Source organism: Streptomyces sp. NPDC050560 (assembly GCF_044457285.1).
Classification (GTDB): domain Bacteria; phylum Actinomycetota; class Actinomycetes; order Streptomycetales; family Streptomycetaceae; genus Streptomyces.
Genome location: NZ_JBITGT010000002.1, coordinates 92,854 through 112,875 on the forward strand (window position 1 = coordinate 92,854; position 20,022 = coordinate 112,875).

General features: G+C 70.9%; 19 protein-coding genes. 10 read left to right on the top strand and 9 right to left on the bottom strand.

Features of this window, described 5'->3' with window-relative positions:
- Nucleotides 1–378, bottom strand: a complete 378-nt coding sequence (locus tag ACIBIW_RS05045) for a phage holin family protein (RefSeq protein WP_399332082.1) — start codon at nucleotides 376–378, stop codon at nucleotides 1–3.
- Nucleotides 379–437: 59 nt separating this feature from the next.
- Here ACIBIW_RS05045 and ACIBIW_RS05050 point away from each other — a divergent pair, with 59 nt between their 5' ends.
- The 4 genes from ACIBIW_RS05050 to ACIBIW_RS05065 all read left to right on the top strand — a co-directional run bounded on the left by ACIBIW_RS05050 (nucleotide 438) and on the right by ACIBIW_RS05065 (nucleotide 2,953).
- A complete protein-coding gene (locus ACIBIW_RS05050; protein ID WP_399332084.1) occupies nucleotides 438–755 on the top strand; it encodes a cupin domain-containing protein in 318 nt (105 codons plus the stop codon).
- Between the two features lie 230 nt (nucleotides 756–985).
- Nucleotides 986–1,207: a DUF5326 family protein gene (locus ACIBIW_RS05055; RefSeq protein WP_399332085.1), complete on the top strand. Its 222-nt coding sequence runs from the start codon at nucleotides 986–988 to the stop codon at nucleotides 1,205–1,207.
- 316 nt (nucleotides 1,208–1,523) lie between these two features.
- On the top strand, nucleotides 1,524–2,387 hold the full coding sequence (locus ACIBIW_RS05060) for an IclR family transcriptional regulator (RefSeq protein WP_399332909.1): 864 nt from the start codon (nucleotides 1,524–1,526) through the stop codon (nucleotides 2,385–2,387).
- A 110-nt stretch (nucleotides 2,388–2,497) separates the two neighbouring features.
- On the top strand, nucleotides 2,498–2,953 hold the full coding sequence (locus ACIBIW_RS05065) for an SsgA family sporulation/cell division regulator (protein ID WP_399332087.1): 456 nt from the start codon (nucleotides 2,498–2,500) through the stop codon (nucleotides 2,951–2,953).
- A 164-nt stretch (nucleotides 2,954–3,117) separates the two neighbouring features.
- On the opposite strand, the gene ACIBIW_RS05070 is transcribed toward ACIBIW_RS05065, so the two are convergent.
- On the bottom strand, nucleotides 3,118–4,560 hold the full coding sequence (locus ACIBIW_RS05070; RefSeq protein WP_399332089.1) for a YibE/F family protein: 1,443 nt from the start codon (nucleotides 4,558–4,560) through the stop codon (nucleotides 3,118–3,120).
- 233 nt (nucleotides 4,561–4,793) lie between these two features.
- On the opposite strand from ACIBIW_RS05070, the gene thiC reads away from it, so the two are divergent.
- From thiC to ACIBIW_RS05085, 3 genes are all read left to right on the top strand, one after another.
- A complete protein-coding gene (thiC, locus tag ACIBIW_RS05075) occupies nucleotides 4,794–6,650 on the top strand; it encodes a phosphomethylpyrimidine synthase ThiC (RefSeq protein WP_399332091.1) in 1,857 nt (618 codons plus the stop codon).
- 215 nt (nucleotides 6,651–6,865) lie between these two features.
- Nucleotides 6,866–7,576 (top strand): helix-turn-helix transcriptional regulator, encoded by a 711-nt coding sequence (locus tag ACIBIW_RS05080; protein WP_399332093.1) that lies wholly within the window; start codon nucleotides 6,866–6,868, stop codon nucleotides 7,574–7,576.
- 32 nt (nucleotides 7,577–7,608) lie between these two features.
- A complete protein-coding gene (locus ACIBIW_RS05085; RefSeq protein ID WP_399332095.1) occupies nucleotides 7,609–8,097 on the top strand; it encodes a DUF3291 domain-containing protein in 489 nt (162 codons plus the stop codon).
- Nucleotides 8,098–8,160: 63 nt separating this feature from the next.
- On the opposite strand, the gene ACIBIW_RS05090 is transcribed toward ACIBIW_RS05085, so the two are convergent.
- From ACIBIW_RS05090 to ACIBIW_RS05105, 4 genes are all read right to left on the bottom strand, one after another.
- The gene (locus ACIBIW_RS05090) at nucleotides 8,161–8,370 is read right to left on the bottom strand and encodes a DUF397 domain-containing protein (protein WP_399332098.1); all 210 of its coding nucleotides are present in this window, start codon (nucleotides 8,368–8,370) and stop codon (nucleotides 8,161–8,163) included.
- Entirely contained in the window at nucleotides 8,367–9,203 is an 837-nt protein-coding gene (locus ACIBIW_RS05095) for a Scr1 family TA system antitoxin-like transcriptional regulator (protein ID WP_399332100.1), read from the bottom strand. Before ACIBIW_RS05095 ends, ACIBIW_RS05090 begins: the two co-directional genes overlap by 4 nt.
- 105 nt (nucleotides 9,204–9,308) lie before the next feature.
- A complete protein-coding gene (locus ACIBIW_RS05100; protein ID WP_399332102.1) occupies nucleotides 9,309–9,734 on the bottom strand; it encodes a DUF3592 domain-containing protein in 426 nt (141 codons plus the stop codon).
- Between the two features lie 161 nt (nucleotides 9,735–9,895).
- Entirely contained in the window at nucleotides 9,896–10,516 is a 621-nt protein-coding gene (locus ACIBIW_RS05105; RefSeq protein WP_399332104.1) for a TetR/AcrR family transcriptional regulator, read from the bottom strand.
- 146 nt (nucleotides 10,517–10,662) lie between these two features.
- Here ACIBIW_RS05105 and ACIBIW_RS05110 point away from each other — a divergent pair, with 146 nt between their 5' ends.
- Together ACIBIW_RS05110 and ACIBIW_RS05115 are read left to right on the top strand one after the other, a co-directional pair.
- Nucleotides 10,663–11,427 (top strand): siderophore-interacting protein, encoded by a 765-nt coding sequence (locus ACIBIW_RS05110; protein ID WP_399332106.1) that lies wholly within the window; start codon nucleotides 10,663–10,665, stop codon nucleotides 11,425–11,427.
- Between the two features lie 10 nt (nucleotides 11,428–11,437).
- Complete coding sequence (locus ACIBIW_RS05115; RefSeq protein ID WP_399332108.1) at nucleotides 11,438–13,621, top strand: 2Fe-2S iron-sulfur cluster-binding protein; 2,184 nt, start codon at nucleotides 11,438–11,440, stop codon at nucleotides 13,619–13,621.
- Between the two features lie 189 nt (nucleotides 13,622–13,810).
- Here ACIBIW_RS05115 and ACIBIW_RS05120 read toward each other — a convergent pair whose 3' ends face one another.
- The 3 genes from ACIBIW_RS05120 to ACIBIW_RS05130 form a co-directional block, all read right to left on the bottom strand.
- Complete coding sequence (locus ACIBIW_RS05120; RefSeq protein WP_399332110.1) at nucleotides 13,811–14,686, bottom strand: hypothetical protein; 876 nt, start codon at nucleotides 14,684–14,686, stop codon at nucleotides 13,811–13,813.
- A gap of 178 nt (nucleotides 14,687–14,864) precedes the next feature.
- Nucleotides 14,865–15,977, bottom strand: coding sequence for a metallophosphoesterase (locus ACIBIW_RS05125; RefSeq protein ID WP_399332911.1), 1,113 nt, complete (start codon nucleotides 15,975–15,977; stop codon nucleotides 14,865–14,867).
- A 1,049-nt stretch (nucleotides 15,978–17,026) separates the two neighbouring features.
- Nucleotides 17,027–18,151, bottom strand: a complete 1,125-nt coding sequence (locus tag ACIBIW_RS05130; RefSeq protein ID WP_399332112.1) for a LacI family DNA-binding transcriptional regulator — start codon at nucleotides 18,149–18,151, stop codon at nucleotides 17,027–17,029.
- Nucleotides 18,152–18,696: 545 nt separating this feature from the next.
- Between ACIBIW_RS05130 and hisC the strand changes: the two genes are divergently transcribed.
- Entirely contained in the window at nucleotides 18,697–19,797 is a 1,101-nt protein-coding gene (hisC, locus tag ACIBIW_RS05135) for a histidinol-phosphate transaminase (protein ID WP_399332114.1), read from the top strand.
- Nucleotides 19,798–20,022 lie beyond the last annotated feature (225 nt).

Consider the following 20,022-nt stretch of genomic DNA (forward strand, 5'->3'; position numbering starts at 1 on the left):
TCAGTCGCGGTCGGGGAGGAGGAGGTGGAGCACCCAGGACACGATCGAGATGATCAGACCGCCGAGCACCGCCGTCCAGAATCCCTGCACGTGGAAGTTCACGTCCAGTTTGTCCGCGACCCACGAGGTGAGCAGCAGCATCAGGGCGTTCACCACCAGCGTGAACAGGCCGAGGGTCAGGATGAACAGCGGCAGCGTCAGCAGCCTCACCACCGGTTTGACCAGGACGTTCACCAGCCCGAAGATCAGTGCCACGATGATCAGGGTCAGCGTCTTCCCGGCGACACTGCCGCCGGTCAACGTGATGTCGCCGATCACCCACACCGCGACGGCCAGGGCGGCCGCGTTGGCGATCGTCTTGACGAGGAAATTCACCATGTGTCTGATCGTGACAGACACACCGGAGCACACCCGAGGCCAAGGGGCGGATACCAGAGATGAAGGCATTCCGGCTGGACGAACTGGACGCGGAACGCGCCGCGAACGACGGCGCCTACCTCCAGTTCCTGCGGGAGCGGAACATGTCCGTCGGCCTGTACGCCCTGGACGCGGGCGCCGCCGACCCGCAGCAGCCGCACCGCCAGGACGAGGTGTACTTCGTCGTCAGCGGCCGGGCGTCGATCACCGTCGGCACCGAGACCACCCAGGTCGCCAGGGGCAGCGTCATCCATGTCGCGGCGGGCGTCCCGCACAAGTTCCACCACATCACCGAGGACCTGAGGGTCCTGGTGGTGTTCTCGCCGCCCGAGGGCTGACGCCGCCGGGGCTGCCCCCGAGGGCGGACGCTGCCCCGGACGACCGGTGTCGCGCGGTGTCGCGCCGGGCCTTCTCCTCCGCACGTCGGGGTCCTGGCCCCCGCTGCCCTTAGGGGACGGTTCAGGGGAGGGCAAGGGCCGCGGGAAGCCCCACTGCCCCGTCCGCCGCCCTACTATCGACAGCAGACATCCGGACAGGAGAAGGCCGGACCGGAGAAAGGCTGACGACAATGGCGGGACGGGGAATCTTCACAGGCTTGCCCTGGTGGCTCAAGTGGGTCGTGGTGCCCGTCATCGCGCTCGTGGTCTTCGGAGGGCTGATAGCGGGAATCGTGTCGTTCCTGGTGGGCCTGGTCTTCAAGCTGCTCATCTTCGTCGCCGTCGTCGGCGCCGTGATCTTCGTCGCGCGGAAGTTCATGGCATCGAGTTCGGACTCACGCGACGAGTGGTAGCCGCCGCCGGTCGGGGCACCGCCCCTCAGGCACAGTCGCACGGCGCTCGAAAACACTGCTGAAACCAGCACCGTACGGCCACGGCCGGGGCCCGGGACACCGTCCCCCGCGCGGGGGAAGTTCCCCCCGCGCACCCTGGCCGCGCGCGAACGCGCACTAGAGTCCCCCGAATCGACGCGGACACCCCGCCGTCGAGCGCAGACACCCCCGCGACCCCTCGCGGGCGGACCGCCACGCGCTGAGGGAGTGACCCCGGGCCATGGTCGACACACCGCCCGTCGGCAGCACACCACACCCGGCACCCCGGCCCGGCAGGCTGGCACAACCCCCACCAGGCGGCGGCGCCCGCGGCTGCCCCGACTGCACCCACCGCGCCACCACCGGCGGCGGGCGCGACAGCGGCCACGACGCCGACACCGGCGTCCCCGCAGGCCGCCCCACCCTCATCGGCTCCGTACAGCGCGCGCTCCGGCTGCTCGACGCCGTCGCCGCCCACCGCGACGGCGCCCCCGCGAAACAGCTCGCGCGCGAGACGGGGCTCGCCCTGCCCACCGCCTACCACCTGCTGCGCACCCTCGTCCACGAGGGCTATCTCCGCCGGGAGAGCGGTGTGTTCGTCCTGGACACCGCCTCACGCAGGCTCGCCGCCGCGGGCGGCCGACAGCAACGCCTCACCGGAATCCGGCAGTCACTGGCGCGCTGGCACGAAACCCTCGGCGTCCCCCTCTACTTCGCCGTCTACGACGAGGGCGAAATCGACGTGGTCGCCGTCGCCGACAGCGCGGGCCGCCCCGCCGTCAGCGAGTGGGCCGACTTCCGCGCCACCGCGCACGCCCACGCCATCGGCCTCTGCCTGCTCTCCCAACTCGACGACGAGGCCCGCCGCGACCACATCGCCCGCCACCCCGTGGCGCCCCTCACCCGCCACACCGTGCAGGACACGCCCGGTCTGCTGCGCCGCCTCGCGGACATCGGCCGGATGCGGCCCGTCGTCGAGCACCAGGAGTACGAGATCGGTACCGTCTGCGCGGCCGTGCCCATCACCGCGGGCCACACCGCCGCCACCCTCGCCGTGTCCCTGCCCGTGCGGCAGAGCCACCGGCTGCTGCCCATCGCCCACCGGCTCGGCGCCGAGGCCCCCGCGATCCTCGGCTCCCTCGATTTCTCTATCAGCATGTGAAAACTCACTCATTGTCATGACGTGAATACGGTGAGCAAGATGCCGGGGGTGTCAGGATGAGCGCCAGGATCTGCAATCCGGCCAGTCGGCGGCAAGCGACGGGGTACAGCATGCATGAATCGGTACAGGCGGAAGTCATGATGAGCTTTCTCGTCTCCGAGGAGCTGTCCTTCCGTATCCCGGTGGAGCTGTCCTACAGGACGTGCGATCCGTACGCCGTCAGATTCACCTTCCATCTGCCCGGCGACTCCCCCGTGACCTGGGCGTTCGGCCGCGAGCTGCTGTACGGGGGGCTGCGCGGGGCGTGCGGCGAGGGGGATGTGCGCATCGCCCCCGACTGCCCGGAGGACGAGGGCGAGTCGGCCGTGCGCGACACGGTCCTGATCCGGCTCCAGGTCGGCCACGAACAGGCGGTGTTCCGCGTCGGCGCCGCGCCCCTCGCCGCCTTCCTGGACCGCACGGGACGCATCCTCCCGCTCGGTGAGGAACGCGGTCTCGCCGACTACGACGCCCTCATCGACAGGGCGCTCGACCGCATCCTCGCGGAGGAGCCCAGCGCGGGCTGAGCAGGCACGCGACCGCCACCACCACTGCCGTAACGCTTCACCAGCACCAGCACCAGCACCAGCACCAGCACCCACCCGCCACCCCGCGCTTCCGGCCCCGCGCCCGCGGCCCCGGCGCCCCACCCCGCGCACCCCCGCCCCGGCGGCCCCGCGGCCCCGCGGCCTCAGTGCCTCCGTCGTCGTCCGCCCCCGCCGCTCCACGGTGCCCGTCGCCCCCGCGGCGCCGGGGTGTGGGCCTCGGCGCCCGGGGCCTGTGCCGGGAGCTGCGTGGCTGTCGGCCCCGGCGACGGGGCCCGGTCGGCCGACACCACCAGCGTCGCCAGCGCCGTCGTCACCGGGACCGACGCCACGAGGCCGATCGACCCGACCAGGGTCCGTACGATCTCCTCCGCCACCACCTCGCTGGTCGCCACCGCCGCCACCCCGCTGCGCGCCACCGAGAACAGCAGCAGCAGCGGCAGCGCCGCGCCCGCGTACGCGAGGACCAGCGTGTTCACCACCGAGGCGATGTGGTCACGGCCGATCCTGATCGCCGCCCCGTAAAGACGCCGTCTGCCCATCGTCGGATCGGCCGCGTGCAGTTCCCACACCGCCGACGTCTGCGTCACCGTCACGTCGTCGAGGACGCCGAGCGAGCCGATGATCACGCCCGCGAGCAGCAGGCCGCTCATGTCGATCGACGGATAGAGCCCGTGAATGAGCCCGGTGTTGTCGTCGGTGTTCCCGGTCAGCGAGGACCAGCCGATGAACACTGAGCCGAGCACCCCGATCAGCAGCAGCGACACCAGCGTCCCCAGCACCGCCACCGAGGTGCGCGCCGTAAGACCGTGGCACATGTACAGCGCGATCAGCATGATGGCGCTCGCCCCGACCACCGCCACCGTCAGCGGGTTCGAACCGTGCAGGATCGCAGGCAGGATGAAGAACGTCAGCACAAGGAAGCTCGCCGCGAGCGCCACGAGCGCCATGACGCCGCGCATCCGGCCCACCACGACCACCGCGAGCGCGAAGATCCCCGCGAGCAGCATCACCGGAACGTGCCGGTCCACGTCGGTCACCGAGTACTGGAGGTCCTTCGGCGCGTCCGGCGCGTAGGCGACCACGACCTTCTGGCCCTTATGGAGTTGGCGCGGCGCGTCCGGCTGCACGATCTCGGTGAACTCGCGCCCCTTGTCGGGCCCCGAGGCGACCCTGACCGTCGCCTTCCCGCAGTTCCGCGTGGCCTTCGCCCCCGAGCCGCCGGACCCTGCGGCCCCGCCGCCCGCGCCCGTGTCGCCCGTACCCGTGTCCCCCGTCCCCGCGTCGTGCTGCCCGGTGACCGATGCGCAGTCCACCTTCGCCAGCGCGACGACCTGCGCCTGCTGTGTCACCCGGTCGAAGCCGACGCCGGAGCGGTGGTGCGAGGGCGCGGACCCCGGCCACAGCACCACGAGGCCGGCCACCACCGCCACCGCGAACGGGATCAGCACGGCGGCGATCACCCGCCGCAGATGCCGCGACACGGGGGCCGGCGGGCCGTGCGAGTGGGAGTGCGCGTGCGCATGCCCGTCCGGCGCCGGGGGGTGGTGACCGGCGTGCGGCTGCGGTGGCTGCTGCGGGAAAGTCACGGCCCGATCATCGCAAGAGGAGGGGGCCCTCTGTTCAGCGCGGCCGAAACCGAGTTAGCGTGGTGGGGCATTTGCACCGCGGGAGCTCGGAGCACCGGGCTGAGAGGGCGCTGAATCCCCGCGCACGCGACACCGCCGTACGGCTCGACACCGTACGGGACGGGGCGTGCGGGGAGCGCTGCGCCGACCGCCGAACCTGTTACCGGGTAATGCCGGCGTAGGGAGTAGGTCTCATGACCGTATCGGACGCACACACGCCTGCCTCCGGGTCCACCGGGGAGAGCCTCGCCGACGGCGCGTCGGACGACGACCGCCGCGAACCGGCCGAATCGGCCGAAACGGCCGCCGTCGGCTGGCACAAGGCATACCTCGCGGGCGCGGAGGGCACACGCCCCGACATCCGGGTGCCGGTCCGCCGGGTCCACCTCACCAACGGCGAAGCCGTGACGCTGTACGACACCTCGGGTCCTTACACCGATCCGAACATCACCACCGACGTCCGCCGCGGCCTGCCGCCGCTGCGGGAGCACTGGATCACCGCCCGCGGCGACACCGAGGAGTACCCGGGCCGCCGGGTGCGCCCCGAGGACGACGGGCTCAAGCACACCTCGCCGCGCGGCGGTCTCCGCAACCTCGACGCGGTCTTCCCCGGCCGCTCCCGGGTGCCGCGCCGCGCGCGGGCAGGCCGCACCGCGACCCAGCTCGCGTACGCGCGCCGCGGCGAGATCACCCCGGAGATGGAGTACGTGGCGCTCCGCGAGAGCCTGCCGCCCCAGGCCGTACGCGACGAGATCGCGGCGGGCCGCGCCGTGCTGCCCGCGAACGTCAACCACCCGGAGACCGAGCCGATGATCATCGGCAAGCGGTTCCTGGTGAAGGTCAACGCCAACATCGGCAACTCCGCCGTGACCTCCTCCATCGAGGAGGAGGTCGAGAAGATGACGTGGGCGACCCGCTGGGGCGCCGATACCGTCATGGACCTGTCCACGGGGCGCAACATCCACACCACCCGCGAGTGGGTACTGCGCAATTCGCCCGTTCCGATCGGAACCGTGCCGCTCTACCAGGCGTTGGAGAAAGTGGACGGCAAGGCGGAGGAGCTGACGTGGGAGATCTACAAGGACACCGTCATCGAGCAGGCCGAGCAGGGTGTCGACTACATGACGGTCCACGCGGGCGTGCGCCTCGCATACGTACCGCTGACCGCGGGGCGTAAGACCGGCATCGTCTCGCGGGGCGGCTCCATCATGGCCGCGTGGTGCCTGGCGCACCACGAGGAGAGCTTCCTCTACACGCACTTCGAGGAGCTGTGCGAGATCCTCGCGGCGTACGACGTCACATACTCCCTCGGCGACGGGCTGCGCCCAGGCTCCGTCGCCGACGCCAACGACCGGGCGCAGTTCGCCGAGTTGGAGACGCTGGGGGAGCTGAACCGGATCGCCAGGCGGCATGAGGTACAGACCATGATCGAGGGTCCCGGCCATGTGCCCATGCACAAGATCAAGGAGAACATCGACCTCCAGCAGGAGGTGTGCGAGGAGGCGCCGTTCTACACGCTCGGCCCCCTCACCACCGATGTCGCCCCCGGCTACGACCACATCACCTCCGGGATCGGCGCCGCCATGATCGGCTGGTGGGGCACCGCGATGCTCTGCTATGTCACGCCCAAGGAGCATCTGGGGCTGCCCAACCGCGACGACGTGAAGACCGGCGTCATCACGTACAAGATCGCCGCCCATGCGGCGGACGTCGCCAAGGGCCACCCCGGCGCCCAGGACTGGGACGACGCCCTGTCCGACGCCCGCTTCGAGTTCCGCTGGGAGGACCAGTTCAATCTGGCCCTCGACCCCGACACGGCCCGCGCCTTCCATGACGAGACGCTGCCGGCTGAGCCCGCCAAGACGGCCCATTTCTGCTCGATGTGCGGGCCGAAGTTCTGCTCCATGAAGATCTCGCAGGACATCATGGAGAAGTACGGGGACAGGGTGGCGGAGCGCCCAGGCGAGGACGAGATCGCGGAGGGACTGCACCAGAAGGCGGAGGAGTTCAAGGCAGGGGGAAACCGGCTGTACCTGCCGCTGGTGGAGTAGGAGCGGTCCACGGCCGCACCGCGACGGGCCCGTTCGTACGACGGGCCGTTCGCACGACGGGCCCGTTCGTACGACGGCCCGTTCGCGCGGCGGGCGCGTCCGTACGGCGGGCGTGCCCGCCGGGAACCGCACTCCCCGCGCCGGTCCCTGCCCGGCCGGTGCGGGGAGGCGGCGGCTGTTCTATCTCCAATCTGCGTTGTTCCTAGAATGGCCGGGTGGAGGACATCGACGCGATCGCGGCGCTACAGGACCCGGTACGGCGCCGCCTGTACGAGTACGTGGCGGCGCAGGGCCGCGAGGTCGGGCGCAACGAGGCGGCGGAGGCGGCCGGGGTGGCGCGCACACTCGCCGCGCACCATCTGGACAGACTGGCCGAGGCCGGGCTGCTGGAGAGCGGCAGCCGCCGCCTGACCGGCCGCTCGGGGCCCGGGGCTGGCCGTCCCGCCAAGGTGTACACGCGGGCGCGGACCGAGCGGTCGGTCTCGCTGCCCGCCCGCGACTACCGCACCGCAGCCGAACTGCTCGCCGAGGCCGCCGAGCAGGCCGGTCTCGACGCCGGGCTCTGCGCGGCCGCCCGGCGCCGGGGCGAGGCCCTGCGCGGCTCCGCCGCGCCCTGCGGCGGCCTCGAAGAGGCCATGGAGATGCTGGCCGTCCGCGGCTACGAGCCGCACGTGGAAGGCGCCGAGGGGGCGACCGGGCCGACCGGGGGTTCGACCGGGCCGACCGGGGCGGCCGAGCGCGTCGTCCGTATGCGCAACTGCCCCTTCCACGCGGTCGCCGAACGCTTCCCGCCGCTCGTCTGCGGTATGAACCTGGCGCTGCTTGAGGGGCTGCTCGGCGCGGACGGTCCCGTACGCGCGCGCATGGACGCCAGGCCGGGCGAGTGCTGTGTGGTGGTCGAGGATTCTAAAAACAATGACGATTGACATAGAAAAGCGGGCCGTGCTGGGATGAGGCCATGACCGCATCCACGCCTGCCGCCCATCTCGCGCACCTCAACGTGGCTACGCTCCGCCACCCCCTCGACGACCCGCGCACGGCGGGGTTCGTCGAACTGCTCGGCCCGGTCAACGCCTCCGCCGACGGCGCGCCCGGCTTCGTGTGGCGACTCGTGGAGGAGGGGGAGGCCGACGCCACCCGGCTGCGCCCCGCGGGCGACAACGTCATCGTCACCCTGTCGGTGTGGGAGACCTCGGAAGCCCTGTGGGACTTCACCTACCGCAGCGGGCACCTGGAGGCGATGCAGCAGCGCCGCGAGTGGTTCGAACGGCATGTCGAGGCGCACCTGGTGCTCTGGTGGGTCCCCGTCGGCCACCTCCCGAGCGTCGGCGAGGCCCTGGAGCGGCTGGCGCACCTGCGGGTGCACGGTCCCTCCCCCCGCGCGTTCACCTTCGCCGCCTCCTACACCGCGGCCGAGGCGGCCCAGCACGCCCAGGCTCCGCGGTGACAACGAACCCCGCTCCGCGGGTGCGGGGAGCGGGGTTCGGAGGCTTGCGCGTGCGCGCGTTCGTCAGTTGGTGCGGCTGAACTTGCCGGCCCTGAGGCTCCCTACGAAGGTTTCGAAGGCGCCGGAGGCGATGGTGAGGGCCGGGTGGTGGGGGTTCTTGGAGTCGCGGACGGGGACCACGCCGCACGAGTTGGCGAGGTTCGCGGCGATCTCGACGCAAGCGCCGCCGTTTTCGCTGTACGAGGACTTGAACCAGCGAGGTGACTCGGTCACAGGTTGCCCTTTCGTAGCTGCTCCAACATGGCCACGGAAGCCGTCTGGGACAGGGCTTCTGCCTGCAACTGATGGTACGCCGAGAGCAGAGGCAGCACGGACTTGGTGTCTCGTTCGAGGTGGCCTTGCTGGGCGGACTCCGAATAGCACATCAGCGACCGGTCCGGCATGGTCAGAAGGTAGAAGGGCAACGAGACCGGGCGTCGTGCGCCGATGTCGAACGGGGCAAGTTGCAGAACGGTGTTGGGCCGTTCGGCAAACTCGATCAGGTGCTTCAACTGCTCGTCCATGGCAGCGGGCTCGCCGATGGGGCGGCGGATGCAGCTTTCGTCCAGCACTACGAAGATTTGCGGCGGGGGAATCCGGCCGAGTAGGGCTTGCCGTTCCACGAGGGTGGAGTCCCGGTCGTCTGCCTGCTCTGCCGTGATCCTGTTTCCCCTGACGGCGTGACTTGACAACGTCTCGGTGTACGAAGGCGTCTGAAGCAAACCGGGAACGACCCCGACCTCATACACCCGGATCTCCGAAGCCCGCCCCTCGTACCCCACGTACTCCGGGAACCCCTCCAACATGCTGCCGTTGCGGACTTCGCGCCATTCGCGTTCGAACGTGTCCGGCTTGTGTTCCAGGCCGAACACCCGGTCAAGGCTGCGTGCCAAACGCAGAGTCGGCACTTTGCGGCCGGTCTCGACGGCCGAGACATGGGTGGCCGAGTACTGCATGCGTGCGGCTAAGTCCTCCTGCCTCCAACCGTGCCGCTCGCGCATCCTGCGCACATGCGCCCCGAACGCCGCTTGGGGGCTGCTGTCCGGCTCCAGCTCCTTCAGGTTCAAAGGGTGTCACCAACCTTTTTCCGTACCAGACATATCGAAGGGTGCCCAAGTGTAGGGCGCTCCGTGTCTGTTGGGTAGTCGGTCGGTCACGGGGTGTGCGCGCGCTCAGGGGACGGAGAGCAGGAAGAACAGGGCGAAGGTGAAGAAGACGATGAGGAAGAGGATCTCGGCGGCGGCGTGGGCGTACTCGCGGCCCTCCCGGTGTGGCTTCGCGGTGGCGCGTTCGGGGCGCTCCGGAAGATAGGTGACGGTGGCGAAGTCCCCCTCCACCACCGTGGCGGGTCCTTCCGTCTCCTCGAAGCGCATGACGTCGCCCGCCAGGGTCCGGAACTCGTATACGTGGTGCATCGTGCTGCTCCCCCCGTTTCTGCCGGACCGGATGCTCACCCAGGTCCGTACGCAGCGCCCCTCCGCGTGCGCGCCGTGCCGCCAGATGCGTAGCTGCCGGGACAGCTTCACGACGCGCCGCACGAGCATGCTCACGGCGAGGCACATGAAGAGGATCGGGAGGAGTTGAGACATCGCGTCCATGCCCTCCACGATGGCCAACGCCCGGCGCCTGCCGCACGGTTGCGCCGGCGTCTGTGACGGTTTTGCAGCATGCTTCAGCAAAGATCCGAACGGCACGGCCCAGGTGTGTTGACCACAAGCGTTGTTGACACTCGTACCGGTATTGACCGGGGTGTGCTGAGTTACCGGTCGCCGTGCAGGTATCGGGTGATCATGGCAACCAGCTCCGTCTCCAGCCTTTCAACCTGGTTGGGGTGTGGAGTCGCCATGAGTTTGTGGGTGTTTATCTCCACGGTGCCCACGACAAGTTCTGCTGCCATGTCGAGGTCCTGTACCTGGACGTCCGGATGGCGGGCGAACACATCGCGTACCTGGCTTACCCGGGCTTTGCCATGCCGGTCGATCGCTTCGATCAGGTCACTGGAGACCGGCGCTTCCTCGATCATGATCCGCAGGAGCTGGGGGTCGTCGCGATGGTGGTCGATCGCGTCGCGGACCAGGGACCGGACGGCTTCCTCCAGGCTGCCGGGAGTCATGTCCAGCTCATCGGCTCCTGTCCATGCGCCGCGGTCGATGTGCCGGACCAGCAGCTCGGCGAGGATGGCGTCCTTGTTCGGGAAGTACTGGTAGAGCGAGCCGATGGACATGCGGGCCTGTTCGGCGATCCGGTTGGTGGTGCCGGCCGCGTACCCGTACTCGGCGAAAACGTGAGCAGCGGTGGTGAGGATGCGCTCGCGGGTGAGTTCGGCGCGTACCTGTCGGGGCTTGCGACGTGGGGTGAGTCGGCGGTCGGCGGGGGTCATCCGTTGTTCCTTCTGGCCGGTGGAAAGCGAGTAGCCAATAGCTGAGCTTTTACTCAGAATACTGTCATGAGCTGCGGAAACAAGCGGAACCAAAGCCTGGGAGCGGGGCGGTGATCCCCCGGGTGAGCCTCCCCAGGGAGCGCAGGATGATCACGTTGGAGGTGCGGCGCTGTCAGCCGGTCTCGCCCGGCTTCGCCACCGTCACCCTGGGCGGCCCCGACATCCGGCACCTCGTTCCAGGAGGCCCTGACCAGGCCGTCCGTCTCTTCTTCCCGAGGGAGGGGCAGCGCGAGCTGCGGATGCCGACCGCATCGAACGAGGCGTGGATGGCACAGGTCCTGCTGATGCCGAAAGCGGTCCGTCCATGGGTGCGCAACCTGACCATCCGGAGCCTGCGCCCGGTGGAGCGGGAGCTCGACATCGAGTTCGCCCTCCACGGCGACTCGCCCATGACCTCGTGGGTCCGCCGGGTCCGGCCGGGTGACCCTGCCGGGATCTTCGATCTCGGCTCCATGTACCGGCCGCCCGGACATGCCCGGGGGCGTCTGCTGGTGGGCGACGAGAGTGCGCTGCCGGCCATCTTGTCGATCCTGGACAGTGACCCGAGCCCGCCGCCCACCGAAGTCTTCGTGGAGGTGGCGAGGGCGCACGACATCCGGTCCGTACCCACGCCGCCCGGGGTGCGCGTCCACTGGCTCAGCCGCGACAGCGAGGTCCCGCGTCCCGGTGTCCGCGCGCTACAGGCGGTTGGTGATGCCGAACTGCCCGGAGATCCCCTCTATGCGTGGGTGGCGGGCGAGTCCCGACTGGCCACGTCTGTTCGGCGGCACCTGGTCAACGACCGCGGCGTACCCAAGCGGGACGTCTCCTTCTACGGCTACTGGCGACTGGGCCGGTCGGCCCCCGGCTGAAAGAACCCTCATGCAGCAGTACACCTTCGAGCCGGACTCGATGCACCGGCTGTCCCGCGTGGACGAGGTCGAGGCGGTCGTCGGCCGCCCGGCCGCGATAGTCATGAAGAAGCAGATCAGCGTCCTGGACGCAGGGTGCCGCAGCGTCCTGGCTCACAGCCCGGTCGCGGCCTGTGGCTACCAGGACACCGACGGCACCGTCCGCACCACCTTCGTCGGTGGCACGCCCGGATTCGCGCGCGTCCACTCCGCGCGGCGGTTCTCGTTCTCCGTTCCGGGGGCGAGTGTCGCCTCCGGCCCGGTCTCGCTGTTCTTTCTGCTGCCCGGGGTGGGCGAGGTGCTGCGCGTCAACGGCACTGCGTCCGCCCTCAAGGGTGGGGAGACGGCCGTGGACATCTCCGAGGCGTACGTGCACTGCGCACAGGCCGTCATCCGCGCCGGCCTGTGGGAGCCGCCCGCCCCGCTGCGACCCGCGGAGCCTGCCCCTGACCGGGGGCCGTTGGCCGGCCCGGGTATCAGCGACTTCCTGGCCGCCTCCCCCTTCCTGGCCCTGTCAACCTGGGACACGGAAGGCGGCGGCGACACCAGCCCGCGCGGGGAGCGGCAGACGGTGGCCCGCATCCTGAACGGCCGCACTCTGGTGCTGGCCGACCGCAAGGGCAACAGACGCGCGGACACCCTGCACAACCTGCTCCACGACGACCGGCTCGCACTCGCCGCCCTCGTCCCCGGCCGCAGCGGTGTCCTGCACATCCACGGGCGCGCCGCGATCACCGACGACGCCGCGCTGCTGGAGACCTTGGCCTTGCGCGGCGTGCCACCGAACCTCGCCCTCCTCATCGACGTGGAGTACGCGAAGATCCGCAGCAATGACGCTGTTTCCCGCGCCCGCCTATGGAACCCTGACGTACGGTCCGGCCGGGACTCGGCACCCGACATGATGGCCCTGGGCGGCGCCCATCTGGCCGCAGGCGCAGCCGAGTCCGGGCGTGCGTCCGCCTGGCTGATCAAGCTCATCACCGCCATTCCCGGCATGAGTCGGCTGATGCGGAAAGTGGCGGACCGCGCCTATGTGTCCGGGCTGCGTAAAGAGGGCTACGACGATGTCCGCGCCCCCACTGCCGCACGCCGTGGCGCAACGCCGCACGGTCAGGTGCCGCAGAGCCCACTGCGACCTGTGCGCATCTGCGAGATACGGCAGGAGACGTCCTCCACCCGCACCCTGGTGCTCGAAGACTCAGCCGACGAGACCAATCCGTTCCACTTCCATCCCGGGCAGTTCTTCACCCTGGTCACGGACATCGCGGGCCACCCCGTACGACGCGCCTATTCGGCCTCCTCGGCGCCGGGCACCACCCGGCTGGAGCTGACCGTCAAGCACGTTGAGGGCGGCCGGTTTTCCACACACGCCCATCGTGACCTGCACCCCGGGGACCGGCTCGCGGTACGCGGCCCCTCCGGCGCCTTCCACGCCCCGCCGCAGACCACTGAGCAGCTCGTGCTCATCGCGGCCGGCAGCGGCATCACGCCCATGATGAGCATGATCCGCGCCCGCCTGTCCGACCCCGCATCGGCCGGCAGGATCGATCTTCTGTACAGCAGCCGGAGCCCCGAAGAGATCATCTTCAGCGACGAGTTGACCCGCATGGAAAAGGACCATCCGGACCGGCTGGCGGTCACCCACGTCCTCACCAGCCGCGATGGCCGACTCGACGCCGAAGGTATCCGCCGATGGGTGACGGCCCTGCCGCTGACGGACAGCGCACATCACTTCGTCTGCGGCCCCGAAGCACTCATGGACACCGCGCGGGACGTACTGCGACAACTCGGCGTGCCGGACGAGCACATGTACCAAGAGCGCTTCAGTGGTGGCGCCCCCGCCGTGACCACGCAGGCACCCCGGGCGATGCGAGTCGAGAAGGACGGGAGCCTCGTCGGAGTGGCCGTGGTCGAACCCGGCCAGTCCCTGCTCGATGCCGGTCTCGCCGCAGGACTGCCCATGCCGTACTCCTGCACGGTCGGCACCTGCGGCGCATGCATGGTGCGTGTGAGCAGCGGCGAGGTCACGCAGCCCGAACACACCTGCCTCACCCGCAAGCAGAAGGCGGACGGGCGGGTACTGGCATGCGTCAGTTGCCCGTTGTCCGAGGTGACCCTTGATATTGCCGATCCGACGCCTCCCGGTCCACGCTGAGGCTCTCCCCTGCCCGCCGGGCATATCACAGCCATACGACACACCCCACGCACTTCTGCCCGCGCTCACGCGTCCATGGCCCACTGATGAGGTCTTCGTGCCCCACCCCCATGCCCGACTCACCGACGCCCGCTGACGGCCGCCGAAGGGCGCCGGGGCGGCCCGGCCGTTGCGGGGCGGCCGCGTGGGTCAGTCCGATTCGGGGCTGGTGAAGTCCGGGGAGTCGTAGTCGGGGCTGGTGTACTCCGGGCTGCTGTACTCGGGGCGGCGGGTCCTTGCCGAGCCGGTCTCGGGGCTGGTGAAGCCCGGCCGCTCGTAGCCCAGGTGCGGCATGCGTCCTGTGGGCTCGGCGGCCGGGGACGGCTCCTGCGCCTCAAGGCGCGCCAGCGCCTCCTTCAGAAACGGCACGATGCCGCGCTCCACCAGCGCGACGCGCCAGGCGTCCCTGGCCAGTTCCACGTCCTGCCGCAGCCTGGTCCCGGCGTCGGCGCGCAGCGAAGTGGAGCCGTTGCGCAGGGCCGTGACCAGCAGCGCGGCGCCCGCGAGCAGGATCGCGACGGCGGCGACCACGGCGAACACCCAGCCCACGGTCACCATCGTCGAGGCGAACGCGGGTGCCGGGTCGAGGAGTTCGAGGACGTAGCCGACCAGCAGGAAGATGAGCGCGGCCGCGCCCGCGAGCACCGGCGTCAGCACGGCGACGACCGCGACGAGGCCCGCGCCGTGCGGCTCGTCGGCGTCGGGCCCGACGACGGGGCCGCCGTGCCCCGGGCCGCCGCCCGTGCCCGGCATCAGCGCGAGCGCCTTCGCGCGCACGGGGCCGCGCCTGCCACGGCCGGTGAGCACGGCGCGCAGCTTCACGTACTGGCGGTACTCGGCGTCGGCGGCAGCGGTGATCTCGTCGGTGGCGTCGAGCGCCAGTGACCGCAGCCGGTCGCGGTCGAACCGGTGGCTGAAGGCGACCAGATCCGTACGGTGCGGTGCCGTGTGCAGCACCTCATCGAGAATCCGCTCGTACTCCTCGCGGTCCTCGGTCAGCAGGTGCGGAGCGCTGTTCATCTGCATCCCCCGATGCTCCGTAGGGCTGGCCCGCGCGGGGACGGGCCGTCGGGCAGAAACGGAGGGGAGCCTGCTACGGATGAACAGATGGTAGGGCGCGCGCCGCGCCCCGTGACAGGGGGTTTCCACAATTGGCCGCGCTGGCCAGCACAATCGGGCGTGCGTGCGAACCGGGGGCGTCTCCTCAGCCGGAGAGCGGAAGCTGACAGACCAGTAGTTTTCCGGCCATGGTCACCCCGCCGTCCATGGCGACGGCGAGTCCGTCGGCGTAGACGTGCGGCCCCTCCACCGCCGGGCCCGCGCTGTCCTCGCCGTCCTCGGAGCCGACCTCGCCCAGCAGGTACGGGATGGGGCTGTGGCCGTGCACGATGCGTGTTCCGCCGTAGGCGCCGAGGAGTTCGCGGACGGCGCCCGAGTCGTCGCGGAACGCGAAGCGCTTGGTGAACTTGCGGAAGAGGTCCCAGCACTCGTCGGCGTCGTTGCGGGTGAGGGTGTCGCGGATGGTGTCGTTGACCGCCTCGATGGAGTCGCCGTAGTCCAGGTAGGCGGTGGTGTCGGAGTGCACCAGCAGGTGCCCGTCCTCCTGCTCCATCGCGTCGAGCCTGGCCATCCACTGGAGGTGGTGGTCCTGGAGGCGCTCCATGTCCGTCTTCTGGCCGCCGTTGAGCAGCCAGGCGGCCTGGAAGGTGGCGGTGCCCGCGCCGGAGTTGACGGGGGTGTCGCCGAAGCGCTTGGCGCCGAGCAGCAGCAGCTCGTGGTTGCCCATGAGGGCCTTGCAGTAGCCGCCCGCGGCGGCCGCCTCCGCGGAGAGCCGCATGACCGTGTCGATCACGCCGATGCCGTCGGGGCCGCGGTCGGTGAAGTCGCCGAGGAACCACAGCCGGGTGTTCCCCGCCGACCAGGCGCCCGCGGCGTCGATGATGCCCTGCTCGCGCAGCGCGGCGAGGAGTTCGTCGAGATAGCCGTGCACGTCGCCGACGACGTACAGCGGGCCGAGGCCCTCGGCGGCGGCCGGGGCGGTGGGCTCGGGCGTAGGGAACGGGACCTGCACGGTGTCGCCCCTGTTGATCACCGGAAGATCGCGCTGCGTCGGGGTGTAGCCCTCGGGGGACTCGGCGGGCGGGGCGGTCGTCGCGCCTTCGGCGGTCTCCGCGTCGAGCGGCGGCTTGTGGAACCTGCCCTGGCTGAAGGCGGTGGCCGCGCTCGGCGGCACCGGGCCGCTCGCGGTGGGCGGCTGCCAGGAGGGCGAGTTCGGCGCGCCGGAGACGGCGGGGGGCGGCGGCGGGACCGCGAGCAGGACGGTGGTGTCGGAGGCACCAGGCGGCTCTGCGGGGGCCTGCGGCCGACCGGTCGCGGGGGGCTGCGGGGCGAAGGGGGTCTGGGGCCCGGAGGCGGGGGGCGCCGGGGGGGTGTGCGCTGCCGCGGGGGCTTGGGGCGCCGCGGGGGCGTGGGGCGCCGTCGGGGGCTGCACGGCCGCGGGCGCCCGGGAGGGGCGCGGGGCCTCCCCGGGGGCGTGGGGTGGTGTCGGGAGCTGCCCGTCCGTGGGCGCCTGAGCGGGGCGCGGGGCGTCCTCGGGGGCGTCGTGGGCGGGGGGCGTCGCGGGCGCGCGCGCGTCGTTCTGCGGCCCGGTGTCGCGTACGTACGCGGGCACCCGGAAGTCGCGCAGTGTCGCTGTCCGCGTACCGGGTCCTTGACCGGCCCCCTGAGTCATCGACCCCTCCACCATCGCGCCGCATCTGCACCGGGTCGGACTGCCTGGTCGCAGCGGCCCGCGGTGTCGTGCGCCCATCATAGGAATGCGGATCGCGCTGTGTGATGACCCAGGGGTGGTGAATCGGCGCCGGACTCCGTTTCCCGGGGGCATTCGCCCGAATTGGGGCGACCTCCGTTGCGGAACCGGCCGCTCCGACCGCAGCCGCCCCACCCACCACGGGAGCCGCGAGACCGCGAAGGGGGCGGCGGGGGCGGCCGGTTCGGGTCCGGGGGCGGGGCGATGCGCGTACGGGCACCGCCCGGGCCCGGCCCCACGCCGACGCACCACGCCCGACCGAAGCCACGCCCCCAAATCCACACCAAGCCCCGCGCGCCCCGCGCCTTCCTCGGAACCCGGAGCCCCTGGAGCCCCGAGACTCCGGGAGCCGGGGAGCCGGGGAGCCGGGGAGCCGGGGAGCCGGGAGACCCGAGAGTCCGGAATTCTGGAACTCCGACACCCCGGGACCCTGGAACTCCGGAACCCGGAACTCCGAGACCTCGACACCCGGAGACCCCGGAGTCCCGAAACCCTGGAACTCCGGGACCCCGGAGCCCCGTAACCCCCGACCTGGCCCGCCGCGGCGAGCGGCTGGTTCAGCCCAGGCGTGGCGAGCGCGGCGGGCTCACCCTCGTGCGTGGCTCGCGCCGCTGCGACGACGCCCGCACGATCAGCTCGGTCGGTATCACCTGCTCCACCGGCTGCTCGGCGTCGATGCCCTCGATGGCGTCGATGAGCAACTGGACCACCGCGGTGCCGATGCGCCGCGGCTTGAGCGAGAGCGTGGTGACCGGCGGCTCCGTGCTGGCGTACACGGTCGACTCGCTACAGCAGACGAGCAGCAGGTCCTCCGGGACGCGCAGCCCGTAGCGCCGGGCGGCGGCCAGCAGGTCGGTGCCGTTCGGATCGAACAGGCCGTACACCGCGTCCGGGCGGTCCGGCCTCGCCAGCAGCCGGTCGGCCGCGACCGCGCCCGCGCACGGGTCGTGCGCGGGGTAGCTCTCGTACACCGGGTCCTGCCCGACCCGGGCGCACCAGCGCAGGTACGCCGTCGTCGACAGGTGGGTGTACGTGTCCGTGGACGTGCCGGTGAGCAGGCCGATCCTGCGGGCCCCCGCCTCGGCGAGGTGGTCGAGGATGCCTGCGACGGCCGCCTCGTGGTCGTTGTCGACCCAGGCCGTGACCGGCAGCCTGCCTGACGGGCGCCCGTCGGAGACGACGGGTAAACCCTGCCGCACCAGTTCGGTGACGACCGGGTCCTGGTCGGATGGGTCGATCACGACCGTGCCGTCCAGGGCGACGTTCGACCAGACGTCGACCGGGCTGCGGCGGGATGTCGCGGGGAGGATCACGAGGGCGTACCCGCGCGCGAGTGCGGCCGACGTGGCGGCGCGCACCATTTCGGCGAAGTAGGCGAATTCGGTGAAGGTGAAAGGTTCATCCCCGTACGTGGTGACGGTGAGACCGATCAGCCCTGACTTGCCGGTCCTGAGCGTCCTGGCCGCGGCCGAGGGCCGGTAGCCGAGGCGCTCCGCGACCTCGCGCACATGGCGGCGGGTGGCTTCGGGGAGTCTCCCCTTGCCGTTCAGGGCGTCGGAGACCGTCGTGATGGAGACCCCGGCGGCCGCGGCCACATCTCTGATGCCCGCCCGGCTCGGCCGACGCCCGCCCTGGCGGGTCGTCTCCGCCCGGCTCACCTGGTGCTTCCCTGCTGCTGTCATGGCGAGCCGATAGTAGGGCTCATGGGGTGGGGTAGCGCGGACACCAATCCATGCATTGACAGGCACGTTTCTGCATGGCGGAAGCGCCATAATTGCCTTGGAAAGTAAGGGTGTTGAGCCCCCAACAGGAGAATGATCGTCAATAAGGGTCCAAGTGCCTGCCAAATGATCGATGTTTCGAAGAGGTCTCAACTCACCTTGACGAGGGATGCGCGCCACGGCGCAAGCCACCGGCGCGCGCCAGCCCGCGCGGCGCGCCCCTCGATCCGTCCGCCGACGGCACGAAGATCCACATATGGCCGTGGCCCCACCCGGCCGTCAGGCCGGAAGCCGGACCACACCCTGTGGACAACTCGCCCACTCGTTCGAGGTAAGCATGACGTGTGCCGGACAAGCTTGTCCAGACTTATCCACAGGCCGCACACCCTCCCGCCCCAGCACATAAAGTGAGCAACACGAACGCCAGTCCCGGAAGCGCGCCGAGCAGCATCGCGGCCCCGGCACCGAGCGCGGAAGAGCCCGAGCACAGAAGAAGGAGGACAGCCATGAGCGAGACGAGCCCCAAGCTGCGTGCGGCGCTGGACGGCATCCCCACCTACCGTCCGGGGCGGGCCGCCTCCCTGGCGTCCGCCCCCGGCGCGGCCCCCGCCCCGACGCCCTACAAGCTGTCGTCGAACGAGAACCCGTACCCGCCCCTGCCCGGCGTCATGGAGCAGGCCATAGCCACGGCCGGCTCGCTCAACCGCTATCCGGACATGGCGTGCACCGCCCTGGTCGAGGAGCTGGCCGACCGCTTCGGCGTCCCGCCAGCCCACGTCGCCACCGGCACCGGCTCGGTGGGCGTGGCCCAGCAGCTCATCCAGGCCACCTCGGGCCCCGGCGACGAGGTGATCTACCCCTGGCGCTCCTTCGAGGCATATCCGATCATCACGCAGATCAGCGGCGCCGCCTCCGCACGGGTCCCGCTCACGCCCGGGGACGCGCTCGACCTGGACGCGATGGCCGCCGCGATCAACGAACACACCCGCCTGATCTTCGTCTGCAATCCCAACAACCCCACCGGCACCATCGTCCACCGCGCCGCTCTTGAGCGGTTCCTCGACCGGGTGCCGTCGGACGTCCTCGTCGTCCTCGACGAGGCGTACTGCGAGTTCGTCCGCGACCCGGAGGTCCCCGACGGCGTGGAGATCTACCGCGACCGGCCGAACGTCTGCGTACTGCGCACGTTCTCCAAGGCGTACGGGCTCGCCGGGCTCCGGGTCGGCTTCGCCGTCGCCCATGAGCCGGTGGCCGCGGCGCTCCGCAAGACCGCCGTGCCGTTCGGGGTGAGCCAGCTCGCCCAGGACGCGGCCGTCGCCTCCCTGCGCGCCGAGGACGAGCTGCTCGGCCGGGTCGGCTGCCTGGTCACGGAGCGGGCCCGGGTCCTCGCCGCCCTCCGCGACCAGGGCTGGACGGTCCCGGAGACCCAGGCCAACTTCGTCTGGCTCCGCCTCGGCGAGCACACCGACGACTTCGCCGCAGCCTGCGAGGCGGCGGGCGCCATCGTGCGCCCGTTCTCCGGCGAGGGCGCCCGCGTGACCATCGGCGAGACGGCGGCGAACGACGTGTTCCTCCAGGCGGCGGCGGAGTTCCGCAAGGCGCTCTGAGCGGGGCCGCGGGGCGCGGCGGCGGCGACCCGGCCAGGGTCCGACGGGAGCGCGGGGGACCGCGCCGCGGCCTTTGAACGGGCGTCGGCGCCCGATGTGAGGCAGCTAACCAGCCGGCCTTGACATGCGGCCGTCGCGGCGAGTGCATAATGAGCTTGTGAATGTGAACGCATTCACAACCGCGTCTCATTGGTCCGGCTTTGATCGGGATCTGCCGCCGATCCA

Bases quoted from the DNA above. Each gene is read 5' to 3' on its own strand.
- ACIBIW_RS05110 (WP_399332106.1), top strand. From the start codon at position 10,663: ATGATCACGTTGGAGGTGCGGCGCTGTCAGCCGGTCTCGCCCGGCTTC.
- ACIBIW_RS05130 (WP_399332112.1), bottom strand. From the start codon at position 18,151: ATGACAGCAGCAGGGAAGCACCAGGTGAGCCGGGCGGAGACGACCCGC.
- ACIBIW_RS05055 (WP_399332085.1), top strand. From the start codon at position 986: ATGGCGGGACGGGGAATCTTCACAGGCTTGCCCTGGTGGCTCAAGTGG.
- ACIBIW_RS05105 (WP_399332104.1), bottom strand. From the start codon at position 10,516: ATGACCCCCGCCGACCGCCGACTCACCCCACGTCGCAAGCCCCGACAG.
- ACIBIW_RS05115 (WP_399332108.1), top strand. From the start codon at position 11,438: ATGCAGCAGTACACCTTCGAGCCGGACTCGATGCACCGGCTGTCCCGC.
- hisC (WP_399332114.1), top strand. From the start codon at position 18,697: ATGAGCGAGACGAGCCCCAAGCTGCGTGCGGCGCTGGACGGCATCCCC.
- ACIBIW_RS05085 (WP_399332095.1), top strand. From the start codon at position 7,609: ATGACCGCATCCACGCCTGCCGCCCATCTCGCGCACCTCAACGTGGCT.
- ACIBIW_RS05065 (WP_399332087.1), top strand. From the start codon at position 2,498: ATGCATGAATCGGTACAGGCGGAAGTCATGATGAGCTTTCTCGTCTCC.
- ACIBIW_RS05045 (WP_399332082.1), bottom strand. From the start codon at position 378: ATGGTGAATTTCCTCGTCAAGACGATCGCCAACGCGGCCGCCCTGGCC.
- ACIBIW_RS05120 (WP_399332110.1), bottom strand. From the start codon at position 14,686: ATGCAGATGAACAGCGCTCCGCACCTGCTGACCGAGGACCGCGAGGAG.
- ACIBIW_RS05100 (WP_399332102.1), bottom strand. From the start codon at position 9,734: ATGGACGCGATGTCTCAACTCCTCCCGATCCTCTTCATGTGCCTCGCC.
- thiC (WP_399332091.1), top strand. From the start codon at position 4,794: ATGACCGTATCGGACGCACACACGCCTGCCTCCGGGTCCACCGGGGAG.
- ACIBIW_RS05050 (WP_399332084.1), top strand. From the start codon at position 438: ATGAAGGCATTCCGGCTGGACGAACTGGACGCGGAACGCGCCGCGAAC.